Origin of the sequence: Tistlia consotensis USBA 355 (assembly GCF_900177295.1) — a bacterium.
GTDB lineage: Bacteria > Pseudomonadota > Alphaproteobacteria > Kiloniellales > DSM-21159 > Tistlia > Tistlia consotensis.
The window spans coordinates 53,524-77,505 of the sequence record NZ_FWZX01000009.1 but is presented as its reverse complement, the minus strand read 5'-3'; the positions used below and the strand labels follow the sequence as shown (position 1 = coordinate 77,505).

At 70.6% G+C, this 23,982-nt stretch carries 24 protein-coding genes and 1 pseudogene; 11 read left to right on the top strand and 14 right to left on the bottom strand.

The features are described 5' to 3' along the window. Positions 1 to 26 precede the first annotated feature (26 nt). From B9O00_RS13175 to B9O00_RS13130, 9 genes and pseudogenes are all read right to left on the bottom strand, one after another. The gene (locus tag B9O00_RS13175) at positions 27 to 767 is read right to left on the bottom strand and encodes a cytochrome c biogenesis CcdA family protein (protein WP_085123143.1); all 741 of its coding nucleotides are present in this window, start codon (positions 765 to 767) and stop codon (positions 27 to 29) included. A gap of 52 nt (positions 768 to 819) precedes the next feature. After that, positions 820 to 948, bottom strand: a pseudogene (locus B9O00_RS13170) (DUF411 domain-containing protein); the annotation flags it as partial. Between the two features lie 420 nt (positions 949 to 1,368). After that, entirely contained in the window at positions 1,369 to 1,848 is a 480-nt protein-coding gene (locus tag B9O00_RS13165; protein ID WP_143596222.1) for a lysozyme family protein, read from the bottom strand. Between the two features lie 141 nt (positions 1,849 to 1,989). Continuing rightward, on the bottom strand, positions 1,990 to 4,440 hold the full coding sequence (locus B9O00_RS13160) for a DNA topoisomerase (RefSeq protein ID WP_085123141.1): 2,451 nt from the start codon (positions 4,438 to 4,440) through the stop codon (positions 1,990 to 1,992). A 198-nt stretch (positions 4,441 to 4,638) separates the two neighbouring features. Continuing rightward, positions 4,639 to 5,160 (bottom strand): hypothetical protein, encoded by a 522-nt coding sequence (locus tag B9O00_RS13155; protein ID WP_085123140.1) that lies wholly within the window; start codon positions 5,158 to 5,160, stop codon positions 4,639 to 4,641. Positions 5,161 to 5,281: 121 nt separating this feature from the next. Beyond that, the gene (locus B9O00_RS13150) at positions 5,282 to 6,067 is read right to left on the bottom strand and encodes a single stranded DNA-binding domain-containing protein (RefSeq protein WP_143596221.1); all 786 of its coding nucleotides are present in this window, start codon (positions 6,065 to 6,067) and stop codon (positions 5,282 to 5,284) included. 479 nt (positions 6,068 to 6,546) lie between these two features. Beyond that, positions 6,547 to 7,989, bottom strand: coding sequence for an amino acid adenylation domain-containing protein (locus tag B9O00_RS13140; RefSeq protein WP_085123137.1), 1,443 nt, complete (start codon positions 7,987 to 7,989; stop codon positions 6,547 to 6,549). A 39-nt stretch (positions 7,990 to 8,028) separates the two neighbouring features. Next, entirely contained in the window at positions 8,029 to 8,403 is a 375-nt protein-coding gene (locus B9O00_RS13135; RefSeq protein ID WP_143596220.1) for a hypothetical protein, read from the bottom strand. An 87-nt stretch (positions 8,404 to 8,490) separates the two neighbouring features. Then, entirely contained in the window at positions 8,491 to 8,970 is a 480-nt protein-coding gene (locus tag B9O00_RS13130; RefSeq protein WP_085123135.1) for a hypothetical protein, read from the bottom strand. A gap of 442 nt (positions 8,971 to 9,412) precedes the next feature. Between B9O00_RS13130 and B9O00_RS13125 the strand changes: the two genes are divergently transcribed. From B9O00_RS13125 to B9O00_RS13095, 6 genes are all read left to right on the top strand, one after another. Continuing rightward, positions 9,413 to 10,162: a prepilin peptidase gene (locus B9O00_RS13125; RefSeq protein ID WP_085123134.1), complete on the top strand. Its 750-nt coding sequence runs from the start codon at positions 9,413 to 9,415 to the stop codon at positions 10,160 to 10,162. Positions 10,163 to 10,440: 278 nt separating this feature from the next. Next, on the top strand, positions 10,441 to 11,076 hold the full coding sequence (locus B9O00_RS13120; protein WP_085123133.1) for a hypothetical protein: 636 nt from the start codon (positions 10,441 to 10,443) through the stop codon (positions 11,074 to 11,076). A 384-nt stretch (positions 11,077 to 11,460) separates the two neighbouring features. After that, the gene (locus tag B9O00_RS13110; protein WP_085123131.1) at positions 11,461 to 12,126 is read left to right on the top strand and encodes a hypothetical protein; all 666 of its coding nucleotides are present in this window, start codon (positions 11,461 to 11,463) and stop codon (positions 12,124 to 12,126) included. Between the two features lie 118 nt (positions 12,127 to 12,244). Then, positions 12,245 to 13,312: a hypothetical protein gene (locus B9O00_RS13105; protein WP_085123130.1), complete on the top strand. Its 1,068-nt coding sequence runs from the start codon at positions 12,245 to 12,247 to the stop codon at positions 13,310 to 13,312. 22 nt (positions 13,313 to 13,334) lie between these two features. Further along, positions 13,335 to 13,640 carry a hypothetical protein gene (locus B9O00_RS13100; RefSeq protein WP_200808489.1) on the top strand — a complete coding sequence of 102 codons (306 nt, stop codon included), beginning with the start codon at positions 13,335 to 13,337 and terminating at the stop codon, positions 13,638 to 13,640. 4 nt (positions 13,641 to 13,644) lie between these two features. Then, entirely contained in the window at positions 13,645 to 13,848 is a 204-nt protein-coding gene (locus B9O00_RS13095) for a hypothetical protein (RefSeq protein WP_085123129.1), read from the top strand. A 900-nt stretch (positions 13,849 to 14,748) separates the two neighbouring features. Here B9O00_RS13095 and B9O00_RS13085 read toward each other — a convergent pair. Then, positions 14,749 to 15,006 (bottom strand): hypothetical protein, encoded by a 258-nt coding sequence (locus B9O00_RS13085; protein ID WP_085123127.1) that lies wholly within the window; start codon positions 15,004 to 15,006, stop codon positions 14,749 to 14,751. A gap of 175 nt (positions 15,007 to 15,181) precedes the next feature. Here B9O00_RS13085 and B9O00_RS13080 point away from each other — a divergent pair, with 175 nt between their 5' ends. Beyond that, positions 15,182 to 16,147, top strand: a complete 966-nt coding sequence (locus B9O00_RS13080) for an IS481 family transposase (protein ID WP_085123126.1) — start codon at positions 15,182 to 15,184, stop codon at positions 16,145 to 16,147. Here B9O00_RS13080 and B9O00_RS13075 read toward each other — a convergent pair. The 3 genes from B9O00_RS13075 to B9O00_RS13065 are packed head-to-tail and all read right to left on the bottom strand — an operon-like array spanning position 16,144 to position 18,565. Further along, positions 16,144 to 16,659, bottom strand: coding sequence for a hypothetical protein (locus B9O00_RS13075; RefSeq protein ID WP_085123125.1), 516 nt, complete (start codon positions 16,657 to 16,659; stop codon positions 16,144 to 16,146). The two genes, B9O00_RS13080 and B9O00_RS13075, sit on opposite strands and share 4 nt — an antisense overlap. Then, complete coding sequence (locus B9O00_RS13070; RefSeq protein WP_085123216.1) at positions 16,656 to 17,516, bottom strand: nucleotidyl transferase AbiEii/AbiGii toxin family protein; 861 nt, start codon at positions 17,514 to 17,516, stop codon at positions 16,656 to 16,658. The genes B9O00_RS13075 and B9O00_RS13070 overlap by 4 nt, the downstream gene beginning before the upstream one ends. Next, a complete protein-coding gene (locus tag B9O00_RS13065) occupies positions 17,513 to 18,565 on the bottom strand; it encodes a hypothetical protein (RefSeq protein WP_200808488.1) in 1,053 nt (350 codons plus the stop codon). Before B9O00_RS13065 ends, B9O00_RS13070 begins: the two co-directional genes overlap by 4 nt. A 695-nt stretch (positions 18,566 to 19,260) precedes the next feature. On the opposite strand from B9O00_RS13065, the gene B9O00_RS13060 reads away from it, so the two are divergent. Together B9O00_RS13060 and B9O00_RS13055 are read left to right on the top strand one after the other, a co-directional pair. Next, positions 19,261 to 19,689 carry a helix-turn-helix domain-containing protein gene (locus tag B9O00_RS13060; protein WP_085123123.1) on the top strand — a complete coding sequence of 143 codons (429 nt, stop codon included), beginning with the start codon at positions 19,261 to 19,263 and terminating at the stop codon, positions 19,687 to 19,689. Between the two features lie 15 nt (positions 19,690 to 19,704). Continuing rightward, positions 19,705 to 19,926, top strand: coding sequence for a hypothetical protein (locus B9O00_RS13055; RefSeq protein WP_085123122.1), 222 nt, complete (start codon positions 19,705 to 19,707; stop codon positions 19,924 to 19,926). An 87-nt stretch (positions 19,927 to 20,013) separates the two neighbouring features. Here B9O00_RS13055 and B9O00_RS13050 read toward each other — a convergent pair whose 3' ends face one another. Beyond that, positions 20,014 to 20,889 (bottom strand): hypothetical protein, encoded by an 876-nt coding sequence (locus B9O00_RS13050; protein WP_085123121.1) that lies wholly within the window; start codon positions 20,887 to 20,889, stop codon positions 20,014 to 20,016. A gap of 107 nt (positions 20,890 to 20,996) precedes the next feature. Here B9O00_RS13050 and B9O00_RS13045 point away from each other — a divergent pair, with 107 nt between their 5' ends. Together B9O00_RS13045 and B9O00_RS13040 are read left to right on the top strand one after the other, a co-directional pair. After that, positions 20,997 to 21,719, top strand: a complete 723-nt coding sequence (locus B9O00_RS13045; RefSeq protein WP_085123120.1) for a hypothetical protein — start codon at positions 20,997 to 20,999, stop codon at positions 21,717 to 21,719. Between the two features lie 941 nt (positions 21,720 to 22,660). After that, entirely contained in the window at positions 22,661 to 23,779 is a 1,119-nt protein-coding gene (locus tag B9O00_RS13040) for a nucleotidyltransferase family protein (RefSeq protein ID WP_085123119.1), read from the top strand. The last annotated feature ends 203 nt before the right edge of the window (positions 23,780 to 23,982 follow it).

Here is a 23,982-nt window from a genome sequence, read left to right as displayed (position 1 = left end):
CAGGAGGCCGGCGCCCAACCGATCGCTCAGCCGATCAGGGCGAGCTGCGGAAAGGTCGCGAGCAGCCAGTAGGAAAAGGCGTTGAGCTGGCCCGTGATCATGGCGAGCCCCATGACGATCATGAGCCCGCCGGCGCCGGCGCGCAGCCAGCGCCCGGCGCGCCCGACCGACCTCAACCGGGCGACGAGGCTGTCGGTGAACAGCGCGGCGAACATGAAGGGCACGCCCAGTCCGAGAGAATAGATCGCCAGCAGGCCTGCACCGTCCGAGACCGTCGCGGCGGAGGCTCCCAAGGTCAGGATCGCACCGAGGATCGGGCCAATACACGGAGTCCAGCCGAAGGCGAAGGCGACGCCGAGGAGGTAGGCGGAGAGCGGCCGGCCGCCGGCGAGGACCGGCTGCAGCCTCAGGTCGCGCATCATCCAGGCCGGCCGCAGGGCGCCGAGCATGAACAGCCCGAACAGCACGACGATCGCGCCGCCGACGAGGTTGAGCTCGTAGCGGTGGGTCAGCAGCAGCTGGCCGAGCGCCGTGGCGCTGGCCCCGAGCACCATGAAGACCGTCGAGAAGCCCAGCACGAAGCAGCCGCTGAGCCCCAGGGTCGGAAGCTTGGGCGCGGCCACGCTACGGCCCTCGCCGGCGCCCACCGAGCCGCCGGCAACGTAGGACACGTAGCCCGGCACCAGAGGCAGCACGCAGGGGGACAGGAAAGAGATCAGGCCCGCCGCGAAGGCGGTAGCCGCGCCGATGTTCGAGATCGCCAACATCCTTCAACCCTCCTGCGCGCCGGCCCGCCGGGTTTGCGCTGGCCACGGGTGGACGCTCGGCGAGCAGCCGGGCCACCGCTTCCGGCGCGACGTGCCCTTCGACCGCGTAGCCGTCGACCAGCATCGTGTGGCAGCTCGCCGGGCCCTGCCGGACACCCTGAGAGCCGGCGGCATGCGCCACGGCCAGCAGCAGCGGAAGGGTCTGGGTCGCCCGGACCACGAGTCACGTCAAAGCACGCTAGCCACACGCGCCCTGCGCGTCGATGGGCTTGGCATCACAGGCAATAGCTCCACGCGACCGCGCTCTCATATGGCCGGTTCTCTCGAACCAGGGCCACGACCATCTTCAAACTCAGTCGAAGCACTGCCGGTGAAACGGGCACGCTCCTGTGGATGCAAAGACCGCCGGCGCAGAAGGCGACAAGGCCCCGCGCTCGGTCGAGCTTGCGAGGCCTTGGTCAGATCTGGATTTCGAGTGAGTTATAACAAAAGTGGTTGCGGGGGCAGGATTTGAACCGGACTTCGCCCGCTCGTCTCAGCGCGTCCGTCCACCGAACGGCTGCTGCTGCGCGAGCCTTCAGGTTATGAGCCTCACGTCCCCCTACCGTCTCCGACAGCCGGCGTCGGCCGCGTAGCGGCGATCGCGGCAGAGCTCACCGAGAACCCGCGCCACGTAGGCGGCCTGGCGGCCGGCCGTCGGCGAGTGGTAGCGGCCGACGGCCGCTCGCCAGCTGCCCGTATGCCGATGCAGGTTGCCGAGCAGCCAGCCTGCGTAGGCCGCGTTGATCGCCGGATCCAGGGCGGCCTCGAGCGAGCGCAGGCGGCCGCGATGGCTCTGCCAGTGGATCTGCCCGCAGCCGAGGTCGAGGTTGCGGCGCGGGTTCTCGGCGAGGGCCCGGCGCGCCAGCGCCAGGGCGGCCTCGCGGCTCGCCGGATAGTGACTCTCGCCGCCGATGTTGAGCGCCCAGGGCCAGATCCGGCCCCGGCCGCCCGCCTCGACGCGTCCGATCGCCTGCAGCAGGCCCGGGGGAAGATCCTCGACCCATTCCGCTGCCGCCAGCGCCGTCTCGCAGCTGGGCACCGGGCCAGCGGCAGCGGAGGCGCTGGCCGATGCGACCTGGCTCTGGCCACGGGCAAGCCCGCTCGACGCGCCGGCCGCGAGTGCGACCGGGAGCAGAACGGGCAGGAGCAGGATATGCAGGACGGGCCTCATTGGATCCGTCTAGCCTCGGCGCCGTCCATGGCGTGGCTCGGAACCGGCTGCCGGTCGCCCCCCACCCGTCGGCTTCCCACCGGCTCGCGCCCCACCGGTTTGCCCAGGGCCGCCTCTGTCGCCCAGCGCCTGCGAGATGGCTTCGGACGCGAGACGCCCATCGGCGCGCCAGCCGTCGGGCAGTTTCAGGCCCCTCTCACGGGCCAGGCTCTCGAGCAGCGCGATCTGCTTCTGGCTCGGCGGCCGCGAGCCGCCGCCACCGGTGCCACCGCGGCTCGCCCCCGGGGTCGAGGACCGGGACCCTCGCGCGCCCGACCCGCCGGCCGCTGGCGCGCCGCGGCCCCGAGCCGGCCGCGGCGCGGCCGCCGCGAGCTCCGCTTCCGGCACCAGCGCGCGCGGGGCCGCAAGGATCGCCCGGGACATGACGGTGGCCTCGTCGCGCGCGCGCTCGCAGAAACGATCGCGCTGCTCCCGCGCCCTCGCGCCCGCAGCGCCGATCTCGACCAGGCCGGCCTCGCTGATCGCCCGGCTCACCGGGTCGACCAGCGTCGGCCAGGCCGCCTCCAGGCTCCTGACTAGTGCACGGCCGATCGCCGTGGGCCGGACGTATGCCTGCCCCCCGTTCGTGGCCGGGGGCAGGCCTCGACCCTGATCGGGCGCCTGGCCCTTCCCTCCGTACTGTGCCTCGCCCTCGCCAGCCGACCGGCCCCGCCGCCTCGCCGGCCCGGCCTTGCTGGGCGAGACGGTCCGGCCCGCCGCGTCGCAGAGCGCGATCTGCACAGCCTCGAGCAGCTCGTCGGCGATGGCGATGCGGGTAGCGGGCGTGCCCAGCCCCTTGGGCCTGTCCGGATCGTCCGTCGCGAGCGCCTTCTTGAGGACCGGGTCCTCGACGAGGTCGACAAGGCGTGCCATGACGTTCGGCAGGGCGGCCAGCTTGAAGCGCTCCGGCGGCTGCGTGCGCTTCGTCGAGATCTCGGCGTCGCGCCCGGCGAGGCGCTCGCCCTCGGCGAGGTCCGGCAGCTGCTCCTGGGCCTCGCCGCCTGGGGCCTCGCCGCTCTGGTTCTTGCCGCGCTCCGCCTCCTGCTCGGCGTCGCCCCGGTAGAGCGCGCGCCAGCCCGCCTTGACCGGCACGCTGCCTTCCGTGGCGAAGACCGCGGTGGCGCGCTCGGGGCTGCCGTCGATCCGGTAGGTGACCGGCAGGCTCGCCTGGACGAAGCGGTTGACGCCCGCCTCCATGTGGTTGGCGGCATAGTTCTTCGCGATGATCCGGTAGAGCGCCCAGGCGTCGGCTCCCATCGCCTGTCTCTCCGGCCGCTTGGCGGAGGGCGCGATGGCGTGGTGGGGCGACACCTTGCGGTCGTCATAGCGCGACCCGCGCCGCAGCAGCGGCCGCTCCAGGGCCTTCAGGGCCTCGAAACCCTCGAGCTCCGACAGCTGCCGGAGGATCTTCGGCGCGAGCGCCGCGTAGGACGACGGAAGATGCGTCGAATCGGTACGGGGATAGGTGACGTAGCCTCTGTCGTAGAGCTGCTGCAGCACGTCCCGCGTCTTCGACGGCGCCCAGCCCAGGACCTGTCCCGCCTTGGCGGTGAGGCTCCCGGAATTGAAGAGCCTGGGCGGTTCGACTTTGACCTGCTTGTCGACCACGGCGACCGGGCCCTGTGCGGAGCGGGCCGCCTCGGCGATCAGCTCGGCCCGGGCACGATCGAAGATCTTGTCCTCCGGCGCGTGGCGCAGCGTTACCGGCTGTCCCGGTCCGGCGCGATCGAAGGTCGCCTCGACGACGTAGTAGTCCCGCGGCCGGAAGCTCTCGATCTCCCGCTCGCGCCGCTCGATCAGCGCCAGCGTCGGGGTCTTGACCGGTCCGGCCCGCCAGGCTCCGCCCCTGCCCGGCCGCAGCGCGATCGAGCAGGCCCGCGTTCCGCCGTAGCCGAGCACCCAGTCCTGGTAGGTGCGAGCCTGGCTTTCCGCGTACCAGGCCTCGGTCGACCTGGCGGAGCTTCCCTGCTGCCTCGCCTCCGCCGCCTCCATCTCGGCCAGCGCGCCCTTGATGGCGCTCTCCTCGAGCGCGACCAGCTTCAGGCGCGCCAGCGGCCCGCGGTAGCGGCAGCGCTCCAGCAGCTCGCGGGCGATCGCCTCGCCCTCGCGGTCGGCGTCCGTGGCGATCACCACTGAGGTCGCCTTGCCGAGCAGCTTGTCGACGACGCGGAACTGCCCGCCGCGCCTGGACGACACCCGCAGCGGCAGCGGCGCCGGGGGCAGCAGCGGCAGCGTCGAGGCCGCCCAGGTCTTCCATTCCTTCCTGAGATCGTCGGGCGGCACCGACTCGAGCAGGTGGCCGATGCCCCAGGTGACGACGCCCCGAGGCGTCTCGATATAGCCGCCCTGCTCGCGACCGCCGCCGAGCACCCGCGCGAGCGCCCGACCGGCGTCGGGCTTCTCGGTCAGCCAGACCTTCATGGCGTTCCTCCTCTCCACAGGCCCGTTCGGAGCCAGGCCCCGCCTCGGTCAGCCCGCCGTTTCACGTCGCGACAAGGCCTGCCCCTCGATCCCCCGCCTCCGCGGCAGGCTCGTCGAGGACAGGTCCCGCGGAGGCTGTCCCCGGCTCCGAACGGGGAGCGGGGGATCATCGGCCCACGCCTCCCCACAGCTCCCTCCTCAGAGCTCCCAGAAACTGTCCGGCAGCTGCTCCGCCGTGCAGGCGGGGCGACGCCGGGCGCCGATGACGCCGACCGTCAGGAGCCGTGGCGCCCGTGCGAGGCGCGCCCGGCCGAGCTGCTCGCCGAGCTCCTCGTAGGCCTGTCGGACGGCGCCGGCGGCGTCGGGCGCCTCCACCGGCAGCCAGAGCGCCTCGAACGAGGCTTCCCAGAGGCCCAGAAAGGTCCAGTCCCGCAGGCCGCCGCCGGGTGGCGACGGGAGACCCGCCCCCCTTGCCCGCCCGAGATCCCCGTCCGCACGGGCGTCGGGAGCAGGCCCCGGCCGCGAAGGGGAGGGCGGCGAGGAGAGCGTGAGCGCGCCGGCGAAGGCCGCGACGAAGCGGCAGCGTCGCGGGTCGGGACGCTGCCGCGCTCGCCAGAGGACCGCGGCCTCCACGCCGCTTCGGGCCGCCAGCCGGTCCTGGCGTCCCCGCCAGGCTCCGGCTTCGCCAAGGTCGAGGGAGACGACCGTGTAGACCAGCATCTGAGCCGGCTCGCCTGCCGAGCGGCGGCGGACGCCCCGGACCCGGCCCCGCCGTTCTCCGCCCGCCGGCGGCCGGCGGGAGGTCGATCGCGCGTGGGTGGGCGCGTCGCCGCCTTCGCCGTCAGGCGAAGACGAGGCGCTCGCGCGAGGTCACGACGACCTCCGCGGCGGCGGCATCGCGCTGCTGGGGCCTGAGGTAGCCCTCGAGCTGGATCCAGCTGCCGGCGCCGAGCCGCTCGGCGAGCAGGTCCGCGACGTCCTCGAAGGCCGACACGTCATGGAACGCCCTGTGGCCGCTGCCCGCCGCGTCCTCAGGCAGGGCCGTGACCAGGGTGAAGAGGATGCGCGACTTCTTGTCCGTCTCGGCCGGAAAGTAGCGTGGCTCGCGGGCGACGGTGCCCGCCAGCTTCGCCCAGGCCGCTGGTTCCGCAGCCGCCGCGGCCGGCTCGAGGGCGTCGACGAGCAGGCGCGGCGTCCAAGCCCGATAGCCCTGCCCTTCCTGCTCGCCCTTCGGGGCCACATAGCTTAGCAGGCCTTGCGCGTCGATCAGTGCGCCGCGCTCCAGCTGCTTCGCGGCGGCCACCGCCTCCTCGCCGCGCACGACGGCCTCCAGCGTGATCGCCGAGCGGGCCTCCACCAGCAGCCGAACGAAGGCAACTGGCGGCATGCCATCCCCTCCGGGAAGCGCGTTGACTCGCTCGACCTTGCCGACCACCCGCAGCTGATTGACGGCGTCGCCTTGCGCTTCGGGCGGCACCCCCGCCTCCGCGAGGGCAGGACTCTGGTCGGCGTGCGCCGGCCGACGCGGGGACGCCTGGCGAGGTGCCGCAGCGGCGGTGTTCGCCTGGCCGCGACGGGAGGACGGCGCGGCCGACCCGCGGCCGCTGTTCTGTGCGACGTTCGACATCTGGTTCCTGCCTCGAGCTTCTTGACGGGTCACGACCCGGCGGCTTGTTCCGAACCGCCGAATCGGCCTCACGCTACGTGATTTCCGCGCATCGGCATAGGAAAAACGGCATAATCGCCGTATTTATGCTTGTTTCCGGCGGCCACGAGCGCCGACTGTCGCAAGGCGGCGGCCGGCAGCCCGGGCCGAAGGTCGAGGCGGAAGCGTCAGCCGCCGCGCAGGGCTCGCCGGACCAGCTGCCGGATGCTCTCGAGGAGGCTCGCCGCGCCCGGGGCGGGAGGCAGCAGGGGCGCGCCGGCCGTGGCGTAGACGGGTTCCCAGCGATGCAACGGCGAGACCGCAAGCGTATGGTCGCGACCGGAGGTGGCCGCTCTCGTCCTGATCTCCCGCATCCCCCGCCCCGCTGCCTTCTGCAATCGACCGAAGAATCCTAGCAGGTGAAATTGCCGCCGCAACGCTTCTCCCACTGCGCGAATCGGCTAGCGGTTCCTCGGCCGTCTGCCGGACGGCGGCTCGACCTCGCCGGATTGCCGCCCGACCGAGGTCGGTCGCTGGCGCTGCAGCGACCGGTCAGCCTGCGCCTGCTCCAGTCGAAGCGCCTCCGCGGTGAGCTGCTCGACATCCTCGGCCCGCCCCGGCAGCAACCGCGCGAGATGGCGGGCGAGCTCGCGCAGGCCGCGGATCGCTTCCTCGCGGCTCGGTGGTCTGCTCCAGAGCGGTACTCGCTCCGCTCCGAGATCCAGGCCTCCTCCTTGGGTTCGGCCGCCGGCACGGGGGTCCGTCATCGGTGCCCGCCGTGACCTTGCCGGAGGCAGCTGCGTCGACACCCATCCACGGCCCGGAGGCCGCAGCGGCTTCAGTCGGCGGAGCAGCTCGGCGGTGGCCGCGTCCGTCCTGAGGCGCGCTGTCGCGTCGGGCGCACACGCGCCGAACAGGCCGGGCCGATGGCGCAACGACCACTCCGCCAGCGCCGGCACCTCTGGCCACAGGCTCCGGAAGCGTTGCTCGGCCGCGGCGCGGCGTCGCCATATCCGGAGCGCGTCGAGCCTGTCGAACAGCCTTCCCACCTCGTCGACGAGGACGCCGCTCCCACGCTCGTCGCCGCCGGCCGCCGGCGTGACCGCCCGCCGCGGCCCGGCATCGTCCGGCGCTTCCGCGCGGGCGACAAAATCCCTGCCGAAGCGCGCGGCGTAGTCCGGCGCCTCCCGCACCAGCGTGTCCTCGCGCCGACGCCGGGCCCGCCGGAGCTGCCAGGTCGGCGTATCCCGCACGGCTTGCTCCGAAGCCCGGGACGTGAGCTCGGGCCGGTCGACACGACGGGAGGCATCGAGCCCTTCCACGAGCCCGGCCGCCTCCGCCTGTCGGGCGAGCTCCAGACGCAGGCCGTCGAGCAGCAGGCGGTCGCAGGCGAGCGCCCGGCCGGTGAGGCTCGACCTGTTGCGCACGACCAGATGGGCGTGCGGGTGCCGGCCGTGCTCGAGGTGAAGCACCCAGAAGGTCGGGTGGCCCCAGGCCTCGAAGGTCTCGTCGACCAGGCCTTGGATGCTGCGCTCGAACGCGCTGCGGGCGGCCGGGCCTTCCTCCTGCGGCACCGAGACCACCAGATGCCGCGCCAGAGCGGGGGGCCGACCGCGTTGCGCGCGCGGGGGCTCTTCCCAGCCGGCGGCGACGTCGAGCGCTTCCCTGCCGGAGACCTGCTCGCTGCCGAGGAAGATCGCTGGAGCTTCGTCGCCGCCGTCGCGCCGGGCACCGGCGCCACCGTCCAGGCGCGCCACATAACGGACGAGCCGTCGCAACCCCTCGCCGTCACTCGCCTTCGACACCGCCTTGACGATGGCCGGGAGCGCCGGTCCGCCGGCGCGCCCGAGCGCGCGGTCGGCACGGGCCGCGACCGCGGCGCGAGCGAATGCCTGCCGGTCCATGGCCGGCCCCGTCGGCTTCCGAGATCCGTTCGGCGAGGACTACCCGGCGGTGGCACCCATCCAGTAGTCGGTCAGCCACTCCTCCAGAGCCACCGGATCGGCCCGGCTCGGACCGCGGGTCAGGCAGGCTGCGAAGCTGCCGGCCTGCACCACGACGTCTTCGCCACCCCGCACGCGCTCGAAGAGCGCCCCGAGATCCTCCGCGCTCGCTTCGGCACCGGAGGATCGATAGGTCGCAGGGTCTGCGCCACCCGCGGAGAAGCCCGGGACGGCCGTGAGCATCAGCAGGCCGTCGCCAGGGCGCTCGCTGTCGATCGCGACCGGACTCAACAGGCTCGCCACGACCGCCCGGGCGAGGCCGCGGCCGTCGAGCTCGCTCAGCCGCATCGTTCCACCGACATTGCTCGTTTGCATCTCCAGACTCCCTGTCTCTTGTCCTGGCTCGAGGTCACGCGCCCATCGCGGCGCAGGCGTCGGATCGACATCGCGCGGCAGCGTCGGTCACGCGCCGGCGTGCTCGTACGGTGCCAGGGCCGCCGCGATCCTTCGCCTGGCGCCCTCCAGCTCCTCGAGCAGCTGGCGGTAGCGGTGCAGCTCGACGTCCGGCAGCTCTCCGCGTGCCGCCGCCGTGCGCTCGTCCCTGAGCAGTCCGTTGAGGTTGTTGCCGACCCGATTGAGCGCGACGACCGCCTCGGCGAAGCGTCTGCGATCCTCGGGCGGAAGCCGCGGCGGCAGTTCCCCCACGAACCGCTGGATCGCCAGGCGCACGATGGCGACGCGGGTCAGCCCGAGCTCCTGGCGAAGCACCTCCGTGGTGGCCGCCAATCCGCCGTCCAGACGCACCTTGAACTCCGCTTCGGCACCGTCCGTCACCGCCACGTCCGTTATCGGCGCCCGTGCCTGAGGCAGGAACTCGCCGAGAAGCTGGCTCAACGCCACCGCGGGAGGCACGCCCCGGCTGCGGGCGAGCGAACGCAGCATTTCCGCGCACTGGCCGCGAATCCGGACCCTCAGGGGTCCAGAGGAAACAGACTGGGCCAAATTCACCCCGTGTTTCCTATCTTGCTTCACCGGGGTCGCCTGCCTGTCGTCCTAGGTGTTGTCGGCATTTCAATGGGTTAGTGCTATTGGCCCATCATGGACGCGACGATTCTGCAGTTCGCTCGCGCCGCCTCCACGCTCGCTCGCGGTTCGCAGCGCCTGCGAAGCGGTTCGCGCCCCTCTTGGAGCGGTTCGCGAGGCGCCCTCATCCGGTTCGCACCGCCAGACTGGCCGACAATTTCGCCCAATACCAGCATTTTCCGGCCCGGCGACTTCCAATTACCGAACATGCCCGGCAGAATTCACGCAATGAGCCGGCGACACTGCTTGCAGCCTCCCGATCGGACAGGCAGAGGTCGCCGTGCGCGAGTGGGAGACCCCGATGCTGCACCCGGAAACCCTCCTCGTGGCGGCCGCCACCGCCGGTGCGAGCGCGGCGGCCTGCGCCTGGTCGCGCGACCTCGCGCCCCGCCGCGCCGGACTCGCGACCCCGAGACCCCGCCGGCCGGCCCTGCGCCTTGCCGGGCTCGCCCTGATCGGCGGCCTCGCCGGCGCTGCTGCCGCACTCCAGCTGCCTCCCGGCCAGGCGCTGTCGCTCGGCTTCTTCGCCGCCGTCGCCCTAGGCATCGCGCGGGCCGACCTTGCGCAGCGCCTCGTTCCCCTGCAGCTCAGCCAGACGCTCCTGTTCGGCGGTCTTGTTGCCTCGACGCTCTCGGCTTCGCCCGTCGCCGCCCCGGTCGGGGGGCTCGGCGACCTCCTGAGCCTTCTCGGGTTCGGGCCGCACGCGCCTCCACCCGGCCCGGCGGCGTCGATCGTCTCGGCAGCCGCCGCCTATCTGCTGCTGGTTCCGACGCGCGCACTCCTTGCGATGCTCGCGTGTCGGCCCGGCGATGAAGAGCGCGAGGCGGTCGGCTGGGGCGACGTCGACCTCCTCGTGGCGGTCGCCGCATGGGGCGGCTTCACGGTCCTGCTCGCCACGCTCGTGTTCGGCGGCGCGCTCAACGCGGCCGCCCAGGTCGTGCGCCGGCGCGGCCGCAAGATCTTCCCGGCGGCTCCGCTCTACTCCTTCGCCGCCTTCCTCACGCTGCTGCCGTCGGGACGCTCCCTGGTCGACCTTCTGGCCATGCGCTAAAGCCTGATGCACTGATCGGATCGCGCTCTAGCCGGAAAAGTCGCGCTTTGTCGAAAGGCAATACGGCAAAAAGCGCGCGTTACGCGCATTTCCGCCATGACCGGCAGGAAGGGCGGTGCTATCCTCGCAGGCGGAACAAGGCCTGCCCTCGTGAAAGCGGGGGCCTTAACCCGCGGTTCCGCGGGCCGATCCCGATGTAACTGCCTCTCCACGGTCCTCCGCGTCGCCGGGGATCGGGGAAGCGGGAACGGGGATCGACAACACTGGAGGGAAGCCGGATGGCAACCTGGCTGCGCGCGAAGCGAGCGCGCAGCGCGAGGGCGCGGGTCCGAGGGGCGGTGCCGTCTACTGCGCTCGCCTCGGAACGTTCCGTCGCGCTGTGCATGGGAGCCGCCCTGCTGCTGGCGGCACTGCTGCCGGCGGCGGGGGCCGCCATTGCGGGCGAGGGCCCGCCGCTCGAACCGGGCGAGCGTGCCGGTGCGGCATCGACCGGGACAAGCGCGAGCCTTCCGGACCTCCCTGCCTGGTCCCCGTTCCGATCGCGCGGCTGGGAGGGCGATTGGGTGGGTCTCGCCGAACGGATATCGGGAGGTGCCGCCTGCGCAAGGCAGGCGAGCCTCCGCCTGGCGGCCACCGGCCGGGAGCTCTCGGCCAGCCTCGAGCTCGACGACGGCGGCCGACAGACCTGGCAGGGCCGCGTCGCCTCCGACGGCAGCTTCGAAGCCTGGGTGACGGACCCGGCCGTCTCCGCATCGGGGGCGCCCACCTTCGCCATCTCGGGCAGACTGCGTGCAAGCGACGGAGAGGGGCGCTACGCCGCAACCGGCATCGAGGGCCCGCCCTGCGTGCGACGGCTGTCTTTCTGGCGCGCTGCGGAGACGGTCGAGGGGGCCGGTCCGGTGCAACCTCGATGAGCGCGCGCGAGGAACCGACGTGCCCCGACGACGACGGCCCGAGGCCATCCGGCCCTCTGCACCGCCTGGTCGAGAGCAGGCACCTCGTCCGGCTGGTCCGCGATCTTGCCATGCTGCTGCCCGCGCTCGGCGGGTCGGTTCCGCACGCCCCGCGGGTGCGCCGGGGGCGGACCCCCACACCTTCGCGGGGGCAGGCTACCGAAGACGAGCGGCAGGCCGATCTCTTCCCGGAGAGCCTCGACCCGGTGAGACGCGGCGAGACTGCCCCCTCGCCGGACGCCGCTGCGCATGGCGGTTCGGAGCCTGCGAGCCGGATGGCGGGAGCGGACCAACCGCGCGGCCAGGTCGTGCGGCTCGCCGAGCGGCAGAGGCCGCCAGGGAACAATGGCGGCGAACGCCCCGCCGGAGGCGGCTAAAATGTCGGAGGGAGGCCGGACCGCGGCTGGATACGGCGCGCGCTACGGCGAGCAACTGGGCCGTCTGCTTGTACGGTTGCACGAGGCCGCCGAGCCGGAGCTTCCCGCCCTTCTCTGCGAGGCGGAGCTGGTCTTCCGACGAGGCCTCGACGAGCGACGGCTGGACGAGGCCGCGCTCGAGGTCCTGGCCGGTCTCGGCGACAGCGAGTTCCTGCTGCCGCTCGTCCTCTCCTGGGTCCCGCCTGGCTGGACCGTCGAGGTCGAGCGCGCGCGCTCGGTCGCCGGCCGGAGCGCCTATCGCATCCGTCTCGCCCACGACTGCAGCTTCCGGGACCCTGTGGAGGGCGAGCCCCGGGAGCTGGAGGTCGCGAGCGCCGCCGAGCTCACCCGCCCCCTCGCGGTGCTCGCAATCGAGGCGCAGCTTTGGGAGCTCGCCGCACAGGGTGGCGCGCGACCCGAGGGCCCGCGCCCGTCGGAAGCCGCCCGGATCCGCGAGGATCCCTCCGCTTCCTATTGGCTCAAGGCGGCGCTCGCCTCGGCGCTGGACCGCGATCCGCTGGACGCCGCCAGGGACGCAGAGCGCCTCGCGGCCGCGCTCTGCGAGCGCGCTGCGCGCGTCGTCGGCCGGGGCTGACCCTTCATGGATCGCAGGCGCAGTCAGTTCGGCTTGACGGCTCATGCGCATGTCCCTATCTCTAGGGACATTCGAGCAGGGGCCCTGCCCCGCTCCCGACCGGAGGGAAACCCCGACCATGACCGAGAAGACAAATCCCGACTCTGAGATCGAGCTTGCGGACCTGCTGGCCTATCGCGCAAGCGGCAGCTGGCCCAGCGGGCGGCCGCCCCGCTGGGCGTCCGAGCTGGCCGCCGCACTGGGCACGCGGGTTGGCTCCGCCCGTTTCGATCGGGAGCTCGAGGCACGCTACATCGTCCAGCTGGAGGCGGCGCTGCGCCCCTTCGCCGAGGCCGGAGCGGCGCTCGACCCCCACCGCAACGGCAAGCTGCTCGACGTCACGAGTTCGGACGGGAAGGCGGCGATCGTCACCGATCGCCACCTGCGCACCGCCGCCCGCACGCTCGGCCTGGAGCCGCGCCGCCCCCGGGACAAGGTCCAGGTCCTGGACCGCAGCGAGCTCGTCGACCGCAGCACCCTCTGGCAGATCCGCAGGCAGGGCGCCTATCGTGACTCGCCGTCCTGGCTGCTGCTGCGCGAGCGCCGGGAGCAGGACGGGACCCGCATCCTCGAGGCGCTGGCCTATAGCGGCAAGGTGACCCGGGCCACCCACTTCTCGGCGGACGACGAGCCACGCCCGCGGCTCTTCTCCCGCGATGCCGTCGAGATCCAGGATCCCGGCCGGCGGACGGCAGTCGCCTCGCTGGCCGGGGCCGGCCTCCGCACCGGCCGCGCCCTCAAGGAGGCCTTCGACCGGATCACCGAGACCGACCGGCGCGAGCGCATCAGGCGCCGGCGCTGGAAGCTGGCCGCGGACATCCACCTCACCCGCGAGGGCGTGCCGCACGACAGGCTTGTCCGGCTGACCTGGCTCGACGCCCCGGCCGGCCAGCCGAGCGACGCCGTTCTGCTCGTCACGGCCGACGGCAAGGCCAAGCGTGTCGCGGACGTGCCCCGGCCGGCGCCCGGAGCGCCCCGCTGGCAGTTCTGGCCCTTCCCGCGCGAGGCGGCCGACAAGTTGCTCGCAGGCATCGCCGCCGAAGGCGACCGGTTGATTGCCGAGGGCCTGGAGACCTTGGACAGCGACCTCGACCTGCTGAGCGCCGCCGCGGCCGATGCCGCCTGGACCGATCTCAGCCAATGCTGACCTGCAGGGGAAGGACAGGCGCGTGAGCCTGGAAGATGCGGACGCACGGATCGCGCTCGTCGAGCGCGCCGGGCCGCTGCTCTACGGCAGCGAATGGCAGCGCGCGCTCGCGCGGGGTCTCGGGCCGCTGCATCCGGAGGGTGCACGGCCGTCGATCGACGACTCTCTGGTGCGCAAGTGGGTGCGCCGGGCCCGGCCCGTTCCGGACTGGGTGTCGGGGGCGCTGATGCAGCTGTTGCGCGACAGAGCCTCGGCGCTCGAGGCGGAAAGGGCCGACTGCGAGGCGCTCATCGCCGAGCTGGCGGGCTCCGACGGCAGAAGGGAGTGAGACCATGTCGATCTATCGCCGACTGATCGAGCCGCACGCCGCGGGCTTCGACCCGCGCCACATCGAGGCCTACATGCGGGTCGGCCATGCCACACTCGACGGACTGTCCCCGCAGGCCTTCCTCGGCGAGGTCGTCCTGGCCCGTCTCTGCGTCGAGCAGGCCGGTGCCGAGCAGGCCGAGCGCGTCGCTCGCAGCTTCGGGCTTTAGGAGCCTCGGCGTTCCCGACCGTCTGCAGGGCTTGCTGTTCTAGCCAGCATCCGCTGCCGCTCTCCTAGGAATCGCCCTCCGAGCCTCCCTCCGCCGTTCCTCTCAGGCGCCGCGCTTGGCGACGCCTCACGAGCAGCCTCTCGTAGTCACGTCCGAGTGCCGTGAACATTGCGTAGAGCCACAACTGCCACAACCACTCGATCCGAGCAGCATCCGATACGACCAGGCGTGCAAGCAGCCACGTCGCCAAGCTTAGCCCTGCCAGCCAGCCGAAGCCGGCGGTGATTCGCTCCCAGGCCAGTGAGCCACGCGGTACCGGCCAAAGCGCGAGTCCGAGAATCACCACAGCGGGCAAGAGCGTTGAGATCAGGAAGTTCACCCTCGATCCTCTTGGCTCGATCCTCTTGGCAGCCGGCCCGCCCCCTGTACCTCTCATCGTGGCCCGAGCGTAGCTCGGATAGTGTTGCTGCCTCGGGCCAGCGCGCCGGGAGCGACCGATCGCCCCCTGCGCTTCGAGCACCTGGGTAGGACCCGTGCCCCGGCGCGTGGCCGCGATGGATGCCCCGTGGGGAGTCTGCGCCGTCGAGCGCCAGTACAGGGATCGGCAGGCATCGCGGCGCGCGCCTCGCTGAAGCATGTCCTCGCGGAGGCGGGGACGCTGCCGCAGCAGGATGCGCCCCTCGATCCCCCGCCTCCGCGAGGGCAGGCGCGTCGAGGGCAGGCTCGAGCCGGCCGCGCCCCGAGCGCCGCGGTCCAGGCGCCCTTCGCGATCACGAGGCCGCCGCAGCGCGCCTCGCTGAAGCATGTCCCCGCCTTCGCGAGGGCAGGCCTCGACGGCGTAGGGCAGCTCGTCCTCAAGGCTCGTCCTCGCGGAGACCAGGACGCCGTCGCGGGCATCCCTCACGCTTCCTGCTCTCCGGCCGCCGGGATCCGTCCGTAGAGCGGCGGAAAGGAGCGTCGCGCCTGGGGGCGCTTCTCCAGCCTGCCCACGGCCACCAGCTGTTCCGCAAGGCGCTGCGCCTGCGGCGCCACGAGGATGTGCCAGTGGCCGTCCTCGAAGATGCGGAGCAGCTCCGTCTCGTCGGTGGGAGGCTCGCGGGTGAGGGCGACCGAAGGACAGAGGGGAATCCGGTCTTCGCTGCTGCTTTCGCTGGTCATGGACTCCCTCGATCGCCCAGGAACCGCCGGCCTCGGGCATCGGAAGGAAGGCCGGCGCGATGTTCCTATTCTGTTCCTGTTCGGGCGGGAGTCAAGCCGGCGCGGCTCGCGCTAGGTGTTCAGTCCCGGAGTGTGGGGGAATCAGCCAGACTGATCCCGCATTCCGGAAGGGGCTATGGGACAGATACTTCACGGCAGCGCCACGACCACGCACGCCATCCGAGCGGCGATACAGCGATCGAAGGCTCCGCTCAAAGAGCTCGCCGCTCAACATGGGCTGAACCAGAAGACGGTGGCCAAGTGGCGCAAACGCGCCTTCGTGCACGACGCGCCGATGGGGCCGAAGAACCCGCGCTCGACGGTGCTGTCCGCCGAGGAGGAGGCTGCAGTCGTCGCTTTCCGCAGGCACACGCTCCTGCCGTTGGACGACTGCCTGTACGCGTTGCAGGCGACGATTCCTCAGCTCACGCGGTCATCCCTGCATCGCTGCTTCCAGCGCCACGGGATCAACCGGCTGCCGCAGGTCGAAGGCGACAAGACCGCCCGGCAGGCCTTCCGGCGCTATCCCATCGGCTACTTCCACATCGACATTGCCGAGGTCAGAACCGAGGAAGGCAAGCTTCACCTGTTCGTCGCCGTCGATCGCACGTCAAAGTTCGCCTTTGCTCAGTTGCACAAGGCAGCCAACGTCAGGATCGCCGCCGGCTTCCTGGAGGCTCTGCTCGAGGCAGTGCCTTACAGGGTCCACACCGTGCTCACCGACAACGGCGTGCAGTTCTGTGATAGCCCGCGGCACCGTTCAGGGCCAACGGCGCGCTATCGCGTGCACATGTTCGATCGGGTTTGCCGAGAGCATGGGATCGACCATCGCCTGACCAAGCCCAACCATCCCTGGACCAATGGCCAGGTCGAGCGGATGAACCGCACTCTGAAGGACGCCACCGTCAGACGGTACCACTATGGTAGCCATCAGCAGCTCCGACAGCACCTGGCGGCGTTCTTGGACGCCTATAACTTCGCCAAGCGACTGAAAACCCTGAGGGGGCTCACACCCTACGAGCACATCTGCAATGTCTGGACGAATGAGCCCGACCGTTTCAGCTACGATCCAACCCACCTCACATCGGGACTGAACACCTAGCCGCCGGCCGGGTCGCGATCGCCGCGTCCGACCGGCTGCCAGTCGCCGGCGAGCCGGGCCCCCCAGTCGTCGATCGAGGCCGCCGGCGACGCAGCAGCCGGCGTCTCGACCAGGAGCAGCAGCAGGATCCGGCAGAGCAGGAGCGCATCGGTCATGTCGGCGACGCCCAGGCGCGCGGAGGCCGGGCCGATCTCGGCCTGGGGGGCCGCGGCCGCGACGAGCTCGACGGCATAGCGGCTGGCTTGGTCGTCGACGAGATCCAGCGCGAGGACCTCGAGCCGGGCCGAGCCTTGCTGCAGGCGGCTGGGCTGGAGGCGGTAGCGCCGCCCGGGCCCGGGAAGGGCCTCGCGGATCCTCAGCGCGACCCGATCCAGGAACAGCAGAGCGCCGGGGGACGGCCGGACCCGCCAGTCGCCGTCGGCCTCGACCAGGCCTTCGCCCGTCGGGCCTGCCGGCCCGGAGGCACTTTTCGAACGGCGTGGCGCCGGTCCCTTCGGCCGTCGCCCCTTCACGACCTAATACCGAGTGCGCGCAGCCAAGCGTCGACCTGGCCGAAGGCGTCCTGCTGCCACTGGTCGGCCGAGCGCTCGCCGAGGATCGCCGAATCGGCAACGAAGTTGCGGACCGAGGTCGGCCCGTAGCCGTCGGGCGCGTCGAACTTCTCTGCGATCCAACGGTAACCCTGCTGAGCGCTCGCGTGCTCCAAGAGAGGCCGGCAGGCCTCGGCCAGGGCCTCGATGCCGCCCTCGAAGTTGCGGACGCAGTAGTAGACGTCGTAGGCGTCCTTCTGCTTGTGCCGCCGGCCGAGCGCATGGCCTTTCATGGCGAGCAGAGCCGGGATCGAGGCGACAGCAATCTCGACGCGGTTGGTTCCGCCGGATGGCATGGCACCCTCGACAGCGACCAACTGGTAGAACCTCAAGGCGAGATCCGCGCCGTCGGCACGCTGCACAGCGAAGTTCTCCACGAGCGGCGGCTTGTTCTTCACGATCTCAGCGTCGCGCGGCATGAGGAAGTCGACGACGACGTCGATCGGCGGGCCTCCGTCGGTTGGCTCGACGCGGCGGCGCAACTGGAAAGTCCTGCGTGGCTCCCGCCGCTCGTAGCCATGGCCCATCAGCGACTCGACCAGTGTCGCGTACTCGCCGTCGGCGAGAGCCTCAGCGTCGAGATCCAGGTCGACGTCGAGCGTGCCGACGTGGGGCATCTCGGCTTCCTGCAGGAGAAGCCAGGGCACCGCGCCGCCGATGACGGCGAACTTGCCCTGGTAGCTGCCGAGGATCTGGCCGATCTCAAGCAGCACGGACTTGACCGCCGCCGTCGTGCGGTCGTCGTAGTCCCCGGCGACCTGCGGCTCCTGGGGGATCATCGGGCCCACGGCATGCACTCCTCTCTAAGGTGCTCCGCCGCCTCACGGCCGCGCTCGCCGGCGGCCGCCAGTTCCAGATAGGTGGTGACCGGACTGGTGCAGAAGAAGCCGGGCGCCGGCTCGACGGCATCCAGGAAGAGCCCGGGGTCCTTGGGCATCGTCACCGCCACGTTCTCGCCTCTCGAGGTGGTGGTGAGCCGAAGCCCCCGCTGAAGACGCTCCAGCCCGTCTGCGTCGGCATGGAGGTACTCCATCCCCGTCCGGCCGAAAGGAGCCTGCCAGCGGGCAGCGGAGAAGGAGGAGAGCACGGCGCGTCCGTCCTCCGATTCGACGGCAAGAAGCGGCCGCACCGCCTCTTGGAACGCGCTGCCGTGCAGTGTCGTGTAGAAGCGGAAAACCTTCCCCGGCGGCTCCCAATCCGCGCGCCAAGCATCGAGCAGCACCCCAGGCCGAGACAGCACAAGCCCCTGGTGCGACGCCTCGGCCCACTCGCGCTCGACAAGCCCTTTCCGCACGTTGCTGACCTGCCCCAGGCTGACCTGGGCGGCGTCGGCGAGCTCCTGGACGCGCCAGGCACGCTCGGGGTCGCGAAGAAGCAGACGCAGGATCCGCGCGGCTTTCGGCTTGAACAGCGACTTGAGGGCCCTTCGCTCCGCGGCCGGCCGGCTCGCCACCTGTCGCTCGATGAAGACGCCCTCGAAGACGATCCGGGCGTTGCCCTCCAGGTCGAGATAGCCGATGCCTTCCTCCCGGCAGACATCTCGCGATTCCGGCGACAGGTAGGGTGCAACAACGACTGGTGTCGTGGTCGGCCCGTTGCTCGCAGCCTCATTGCGCAGTCGCCATGCTTCGCGTCGGACGTCGCGGGGCTGGGCGGCGCTCAGGACTTCGACGGCAATCCAGTGATCCTGTCCCTCGAGATCCAGTTGCATCAGGAAGTCGACGGCAAGGTCCTCCGGTCGTTCTTCGAGCCGGACGTGACTGATCGCCGGGATTTGGTCGAGCAACTCCGAGATCGACCTGATGGCCCGCTCCTCGAGATCTTTCACCAAATGTGCGGATTTCAGCATCCGCTGAAAGTGGCGAAATTAGTGAAATCGGTCAAGCGATTTCACTACAAGACCCTATTTCAACAATTGCTGAAAGGCGCCTCGAGAGTGAAAACGGCCACAGAAGGCTATCTGTTAGCCGATAGCCGATGCAGTCGTGACCCGGAAAGCAGAGCCCGGACGGCGATCGGCGAGCCGTCCTCGGCCGGCCTCAGCCCCCGCCCCCGGACCCCCACCCCCGCGGATCGCCCACGGGGGTCCACAGCTACCCCCCGCGCATCGCTCCGCCAGCCCAGGACCGGCTACTGCGCGATGCGCGGGGCCCCTCTGTGGACTCCGTGGACGATCCGAAACGACGCGAACCCCTCGGTAACATCGCTGGGTGAGGCAACATGGGGGATCAGTTCCGGATGTCGCTTGATAGCCGGCGCTGGCCGACCCGCTCGGCGAAGCGGCGGACGAGCTCGACCAGGCGCCGGGAGCGGGCCGGGTGCGATTCGCCGTCTCCGGTCACGGCTCCGTCTCTCCCGGCGGTCCACGGAATTCCGAGATATCGTCCCTGGGAATCGACAGGCACGACGCACCGCGCTTAAGTGCTTCGTTTTCGTCGACGAATGAATGCATGGGCGGGATTCGTGGTCTCAGACGAACCAGATGATGAATATCCCATTATTGGTATCAAATAAGCACCAAATGTGGGATCATCGGAGGCGATCGGCCGTCGCCTCGTCGAGGCTCGAGCCGGGCTCTCGCAACGATCGGCCGCCAAGCTTCTCGGGATCGGCGTCAACACTCTTGGCCGCTACGAGAATGGCGGAACTTCCCCCGACGTCGCCTGGCTCCTCGAGGTCGCGGCGCCACGGCTCCGGGTCTCGCCGCATTGGCTGATCTTCGGCGATCCACCCGAAGGCGTCGACGCCACAGCCGATGGCGAACTGGACGTCAAGCTGCTCGAGCGCTCCCTCGCGGAAACCCGTGCGGCCGCGGCCGGCCGTGCCAAGCCACTCCCGACCGACCGTGAAGCCCTGGTGGCGGCGCTCTACTACGGCCACCTGGCCCGCGGCAGCGGCAGCGACCCGGAAGCCGACGCCACCTTCCTGCAGCAGCTGCTGGCGGCGGTGTAGAGGCAAGGAGACCGGATGATGGACAGCGGAGACGAAGCACGCCAGCTCGCCGAGCAGATCATCGGCCTGGGAAAGGACGAGCTCGCCAGGAGGATCAAGGATGAGCTCACGGAGGAGGTCCGACGGGCATTGCGGGGTTTGCTCGACCCGCGGACCGGCGAGCCCCTCGGCCCGCCGACAGGGGTTTCTGTCACCCATCCACCTCGCCACGAGACCGGCAGTCTGACCGAAAAGTAAGAGGACATTCGTGTCAGGGAAGGACGGCGCCAGCGCATCGCTCGGCCGCAGCATCCTTGACGGCCCTCATCGCCCTGCAGAGGTCAGCTAGCTTCGCGCGGCCTGCTTCTCTCGCAAAATCTCGAAGTAGGGCAGCCGAAGCAACATGCCCACCAGCTCATGGTGGATCTCGGCGCCGAGCTTCCCGAGGAAAGGCATGGGCGTCTCCACGAACGGCGGCTGCGCGATCTCGTGCATCGCCTCGCCGATTGCAGCGGCTGCATCCCGCTCCCGGCCTCGCATCAACCGGACCGCGTATCCGTGCAGGCGGCGCTCCTGGGCGTTGGTGCTGCCGGCGTCCTCGGCAGCGCTCAGACGCGATTCCAGGATCAGCAGCGAGACGTTGAAGAGAAAGTCGTATGAGCGGCGTGCGTTTGGGCTGATCAGATGAAGCAGCATGTCGCGGGCGATGCGTCTTTGCACCGCCTCGGCGAAGGTGGTGGGAGGCTCGCCGACGTCGTCGTAGTAGCTCTCTGCCCAGAGATCGAACTCGTCGAAGGGTGCAATCGATCGAAGGTTCTCGATCGATACGTCGCGCAGCATCGCGAGTTGCCGTCCTTCCTGGAGACGCCTGACAACCTTGCGGACCATCGAACGCTTCTGTGCGCCCCAGATGGCCCGGATCACAGCCCCCTGCAACACCGACAGGAAGAGAGACAGCTTCTGGTCTCGAGAAAGGCCGTTCAAACGCCCAATCTCGCCGCCAGAAAGGCGACCAACCCTGAGTTCGCAGTCGCTCGCGTGGGATCTCTCCGCGCGGTAATGGGAGAGGTAATGGCGGCCCTCGCCTTCTCGCTCCTGCTCGACCTTGAACACCGGCTCCCGGCAGGCCGGACAGACGATCTGAAAATGCTCGCAGTCCCTGTGCACCAGGCCGTCGGCCTGGACATACTCGCCGAGCAGCATGCTGTAGCCGGTCTTCATCCGTGGATCGTGCCAGCCCCCGCCGAACGGGGCAACGCCGCGGGCGGCCCCTCGCGCGGCAGCCCCGATCGTTGACTCGGCTACATCACACGCCAATCATCCCGGCCATGGCGGAACCCGCGCGGAAGATCGAACTGCCTGCCGACGACGCGGCCCTTGCGGCTGCCGAGGCCGCGCTTCGGGAGATCGACGCGGCGGAGGCCGCCGAGATCCAGAGGATCCGGGCGCGCCTCGAGGAAGGCGCGCGCAAGCTATGGCGCGACTACCAGGCATTCCTGCGTGACGGCGTCGGGCTTCAGCTCGCGCTCGCCCGCTCTCTGCGGGATCAGGGCAGCGTCTCCGGTCTCCGGACGATCGATGGCATCCTGCAGGGTTGGGAAGACCAGGCGCGCGCGATGGAGCGAAACGCGGCTCAGCACCGCGAGGTCGTGACAGCCGCGACGGCGCTTGCCCGCGAGATCATGGCCGAGCACTTCGGCCGCTTGCAGCGCGCAGCCGAGGCGCTCACCGCGGGGATTGCCAGCGCCCGGCTGCAGGTAGCGACCAGCGTCGAGGCGGTCGAGGGACTGCCCCACATCCTGAATCGCGTCGTCGCCGTCTATCCTTCAGCCTGCCGGGATGCCGGCTTCCGCTTCGCGGACTTCAAGATCGAGCCCTATGGCCCCGACTTCATTCCGACGGTCAGCGTAGCAGTTCCACCTGACGTCGCCTCGTCAGGCACCAAGCGCGCCGCCGCGATCGACAGCATTCAGGAGCAGGCCGAGAGGCAGGACCATGATCTAGCTGGCTTCGTTGCGATCGAGATCGTGGCCGATGACCAGCACGCCTGACGATTTGTTGGCCGCCGCTATCCGCGCACTCGATGGATCGCGGATCACTGAGGCCGACTGCCGGATTGCGGTACATGCCGCCTACTATGCCCTCTATCACTGGTCATGTGCGAAGTTCGGTCTCGACCCGATGGCAGCCAGGGTCACGCACGAAGGGATCAAGGTTCGGTGGCAATCCAGGGTGCCGGCGGATGCAGCGGAAGGCCGTGCGAGGCGCCAATTCGCGACGCTGTACCGCCTGCGAGTTAGAGCCGACTACGGACTCTCGAGTACCATCACGCCAATAGAGGCAGAGACGGCGCTCGAACAGGTCCGCGGGGTACTGGCACCCGGCAGGGGCAATTGAACACCCCCCAAACTCCGCCATCGATGGGGTCTCTGCCCAAGAATATGGCCGCAGCCCGCCGAAACTGACACGCCAGACCCCGTTTCTGGGAGGCATTGAAACCCCACACTTGGGTTTGTCTGCGTCGATCGGCCGTCGTCATTTCGAGGCTCGAGCCGGGCTCGCGTAACGATCGGCCGCCAAGCTTCTCGGGATCGGCGTCGACGCCACAGCCGATGGCGAACTGGAGGTCAAGCTGCTCGAGCGCGCCCTCGCGGAAACCCGCGCGGCCGCCACTGGCCGCACCAGGCCGCTGCTCCCCGCCCAGGAGGCCCTGGTGGCGGCGCTCTATTACGGCCACCTCGCCAGCGGCGGCGGCGCTCCGGAAGCAGGAGACGCCGCCTTCCTGCAGCCGCTGCTGGCGGCGTAGGGTCTGCGGCAATCCGGACCCTGACCAGGGGACGGGATGCCGCGGGAAAAGGCGATGCGGGAAACGATCCGGCGGGTACGGTCGGCACCCATGGTTGGTATTTTCACGCTTTACCAATAACCAGCTTCTGCAGCGGCGGCACGTGCGGTATTGGTAATTCAGGATCTTACCAATACCGAATATGCCATGCGCCACCTCGGACTGACGATGCAGACGGCCTACGCCGACCTCGTCCAGCAATGCCTGGATGCGGACTTCGATCGCGACTACCCGGAGAACGGCAGCTTCTACCGCCAGACCAAGAGGGGCCGGGACTACTGGTACTACAGCGGCTATGACGCCGCCGGCGGCAAGTACACGAAGTACGCCGGCCCGGCGGACGATCCCGAGCTCACCGGCCGGGTCGAACGCTTCCGGCAGATCAAGTCGAGCTACCGGCAGCGCCGCAAGATCGTCCGCGCCCTCGTCTCCGCCGGCCTGCCGGCGCCGGAGCCCTTCACCGGCGAGCTGCTGGACGCCCTCGCCCGCGCCGGGCTCTTCCGCCTGCGCGCCTGCCTCGTCGGCTCGGTGGCCTACCAGACCTACAGCGGCATCCTGGGCGTGGAGCTGCCGGGCGCCCTGCTCCGGACCGCCGACGCCGATCTCGCCCAGTTCCTGTCGATCTCGGCAGAGGTCGGCGACAGCACGCCGCCGATGCTCGAGGTCCTGCGATCGGTCGACTCGACCTTCGCCGAGATCGGCCACGCGATGGATGCGCGCCGCACGATCGCCTACCGCAACGACGCCGGCTACCGGGTCGAGTTCCTGACGCCGAACCGCGGCTCGGACGACTATGCCGGCCAGCCGCCCGTCCCCCGCCTCCGCGGGGGCAGGCCTGCCGGCAAGGCGGCGGCGCGGCCGCTGCGCTTCCTCGACTTCCTGATCTGGCAGCCGCTCCGCGCCGTGGTGCTGCACGGCGCCGGCGTCGCCGTCCGCGTGCCGGCGCCCGAGCGCTACGCCGTGCACAAGCTGATCGTCGCGACCCGGCGCCGCAATGCCGACGCCGCGAAGGTCGAGAAGGATCTCGCCCAGGCGGCGGCCCTCGTCGAGGCCATGGCCCAGGGCCGCCGGCACGATCTCCTGGATGCCTGGACCGAGGCCTGGGAGCGCGGCGAGGCCTGGCGCCAGGCCCTCGGCCGCGGCCGCGACATGCTGCCCAAGGTCGCGCGCGCGCTGCTCGGCGAGGCGGTCGCGCGAGCAGCCGCCGCTGCCGACGAGGATCCCACCGCCATCGGCTTCGAGGCGGCGGACGCCACCGGGGCCTGAACGGGCCTTCTGCCTTTGCAGCGGCAACCGAGCGAACTTCCCGCTCGGAAAGAATCCCGCCTCCGGGCGCCCCTCCGCGGCCGAATCTTCCCGAGCGGGAATATCTCAGGATCCTACGGAAAAGCGGCGCACCACTGCCGATAGCCGGTCACAGAAGGCCCTGTCGGATTTCCGTGCTGGAGTCGAACCGAATAGCCGCCTTC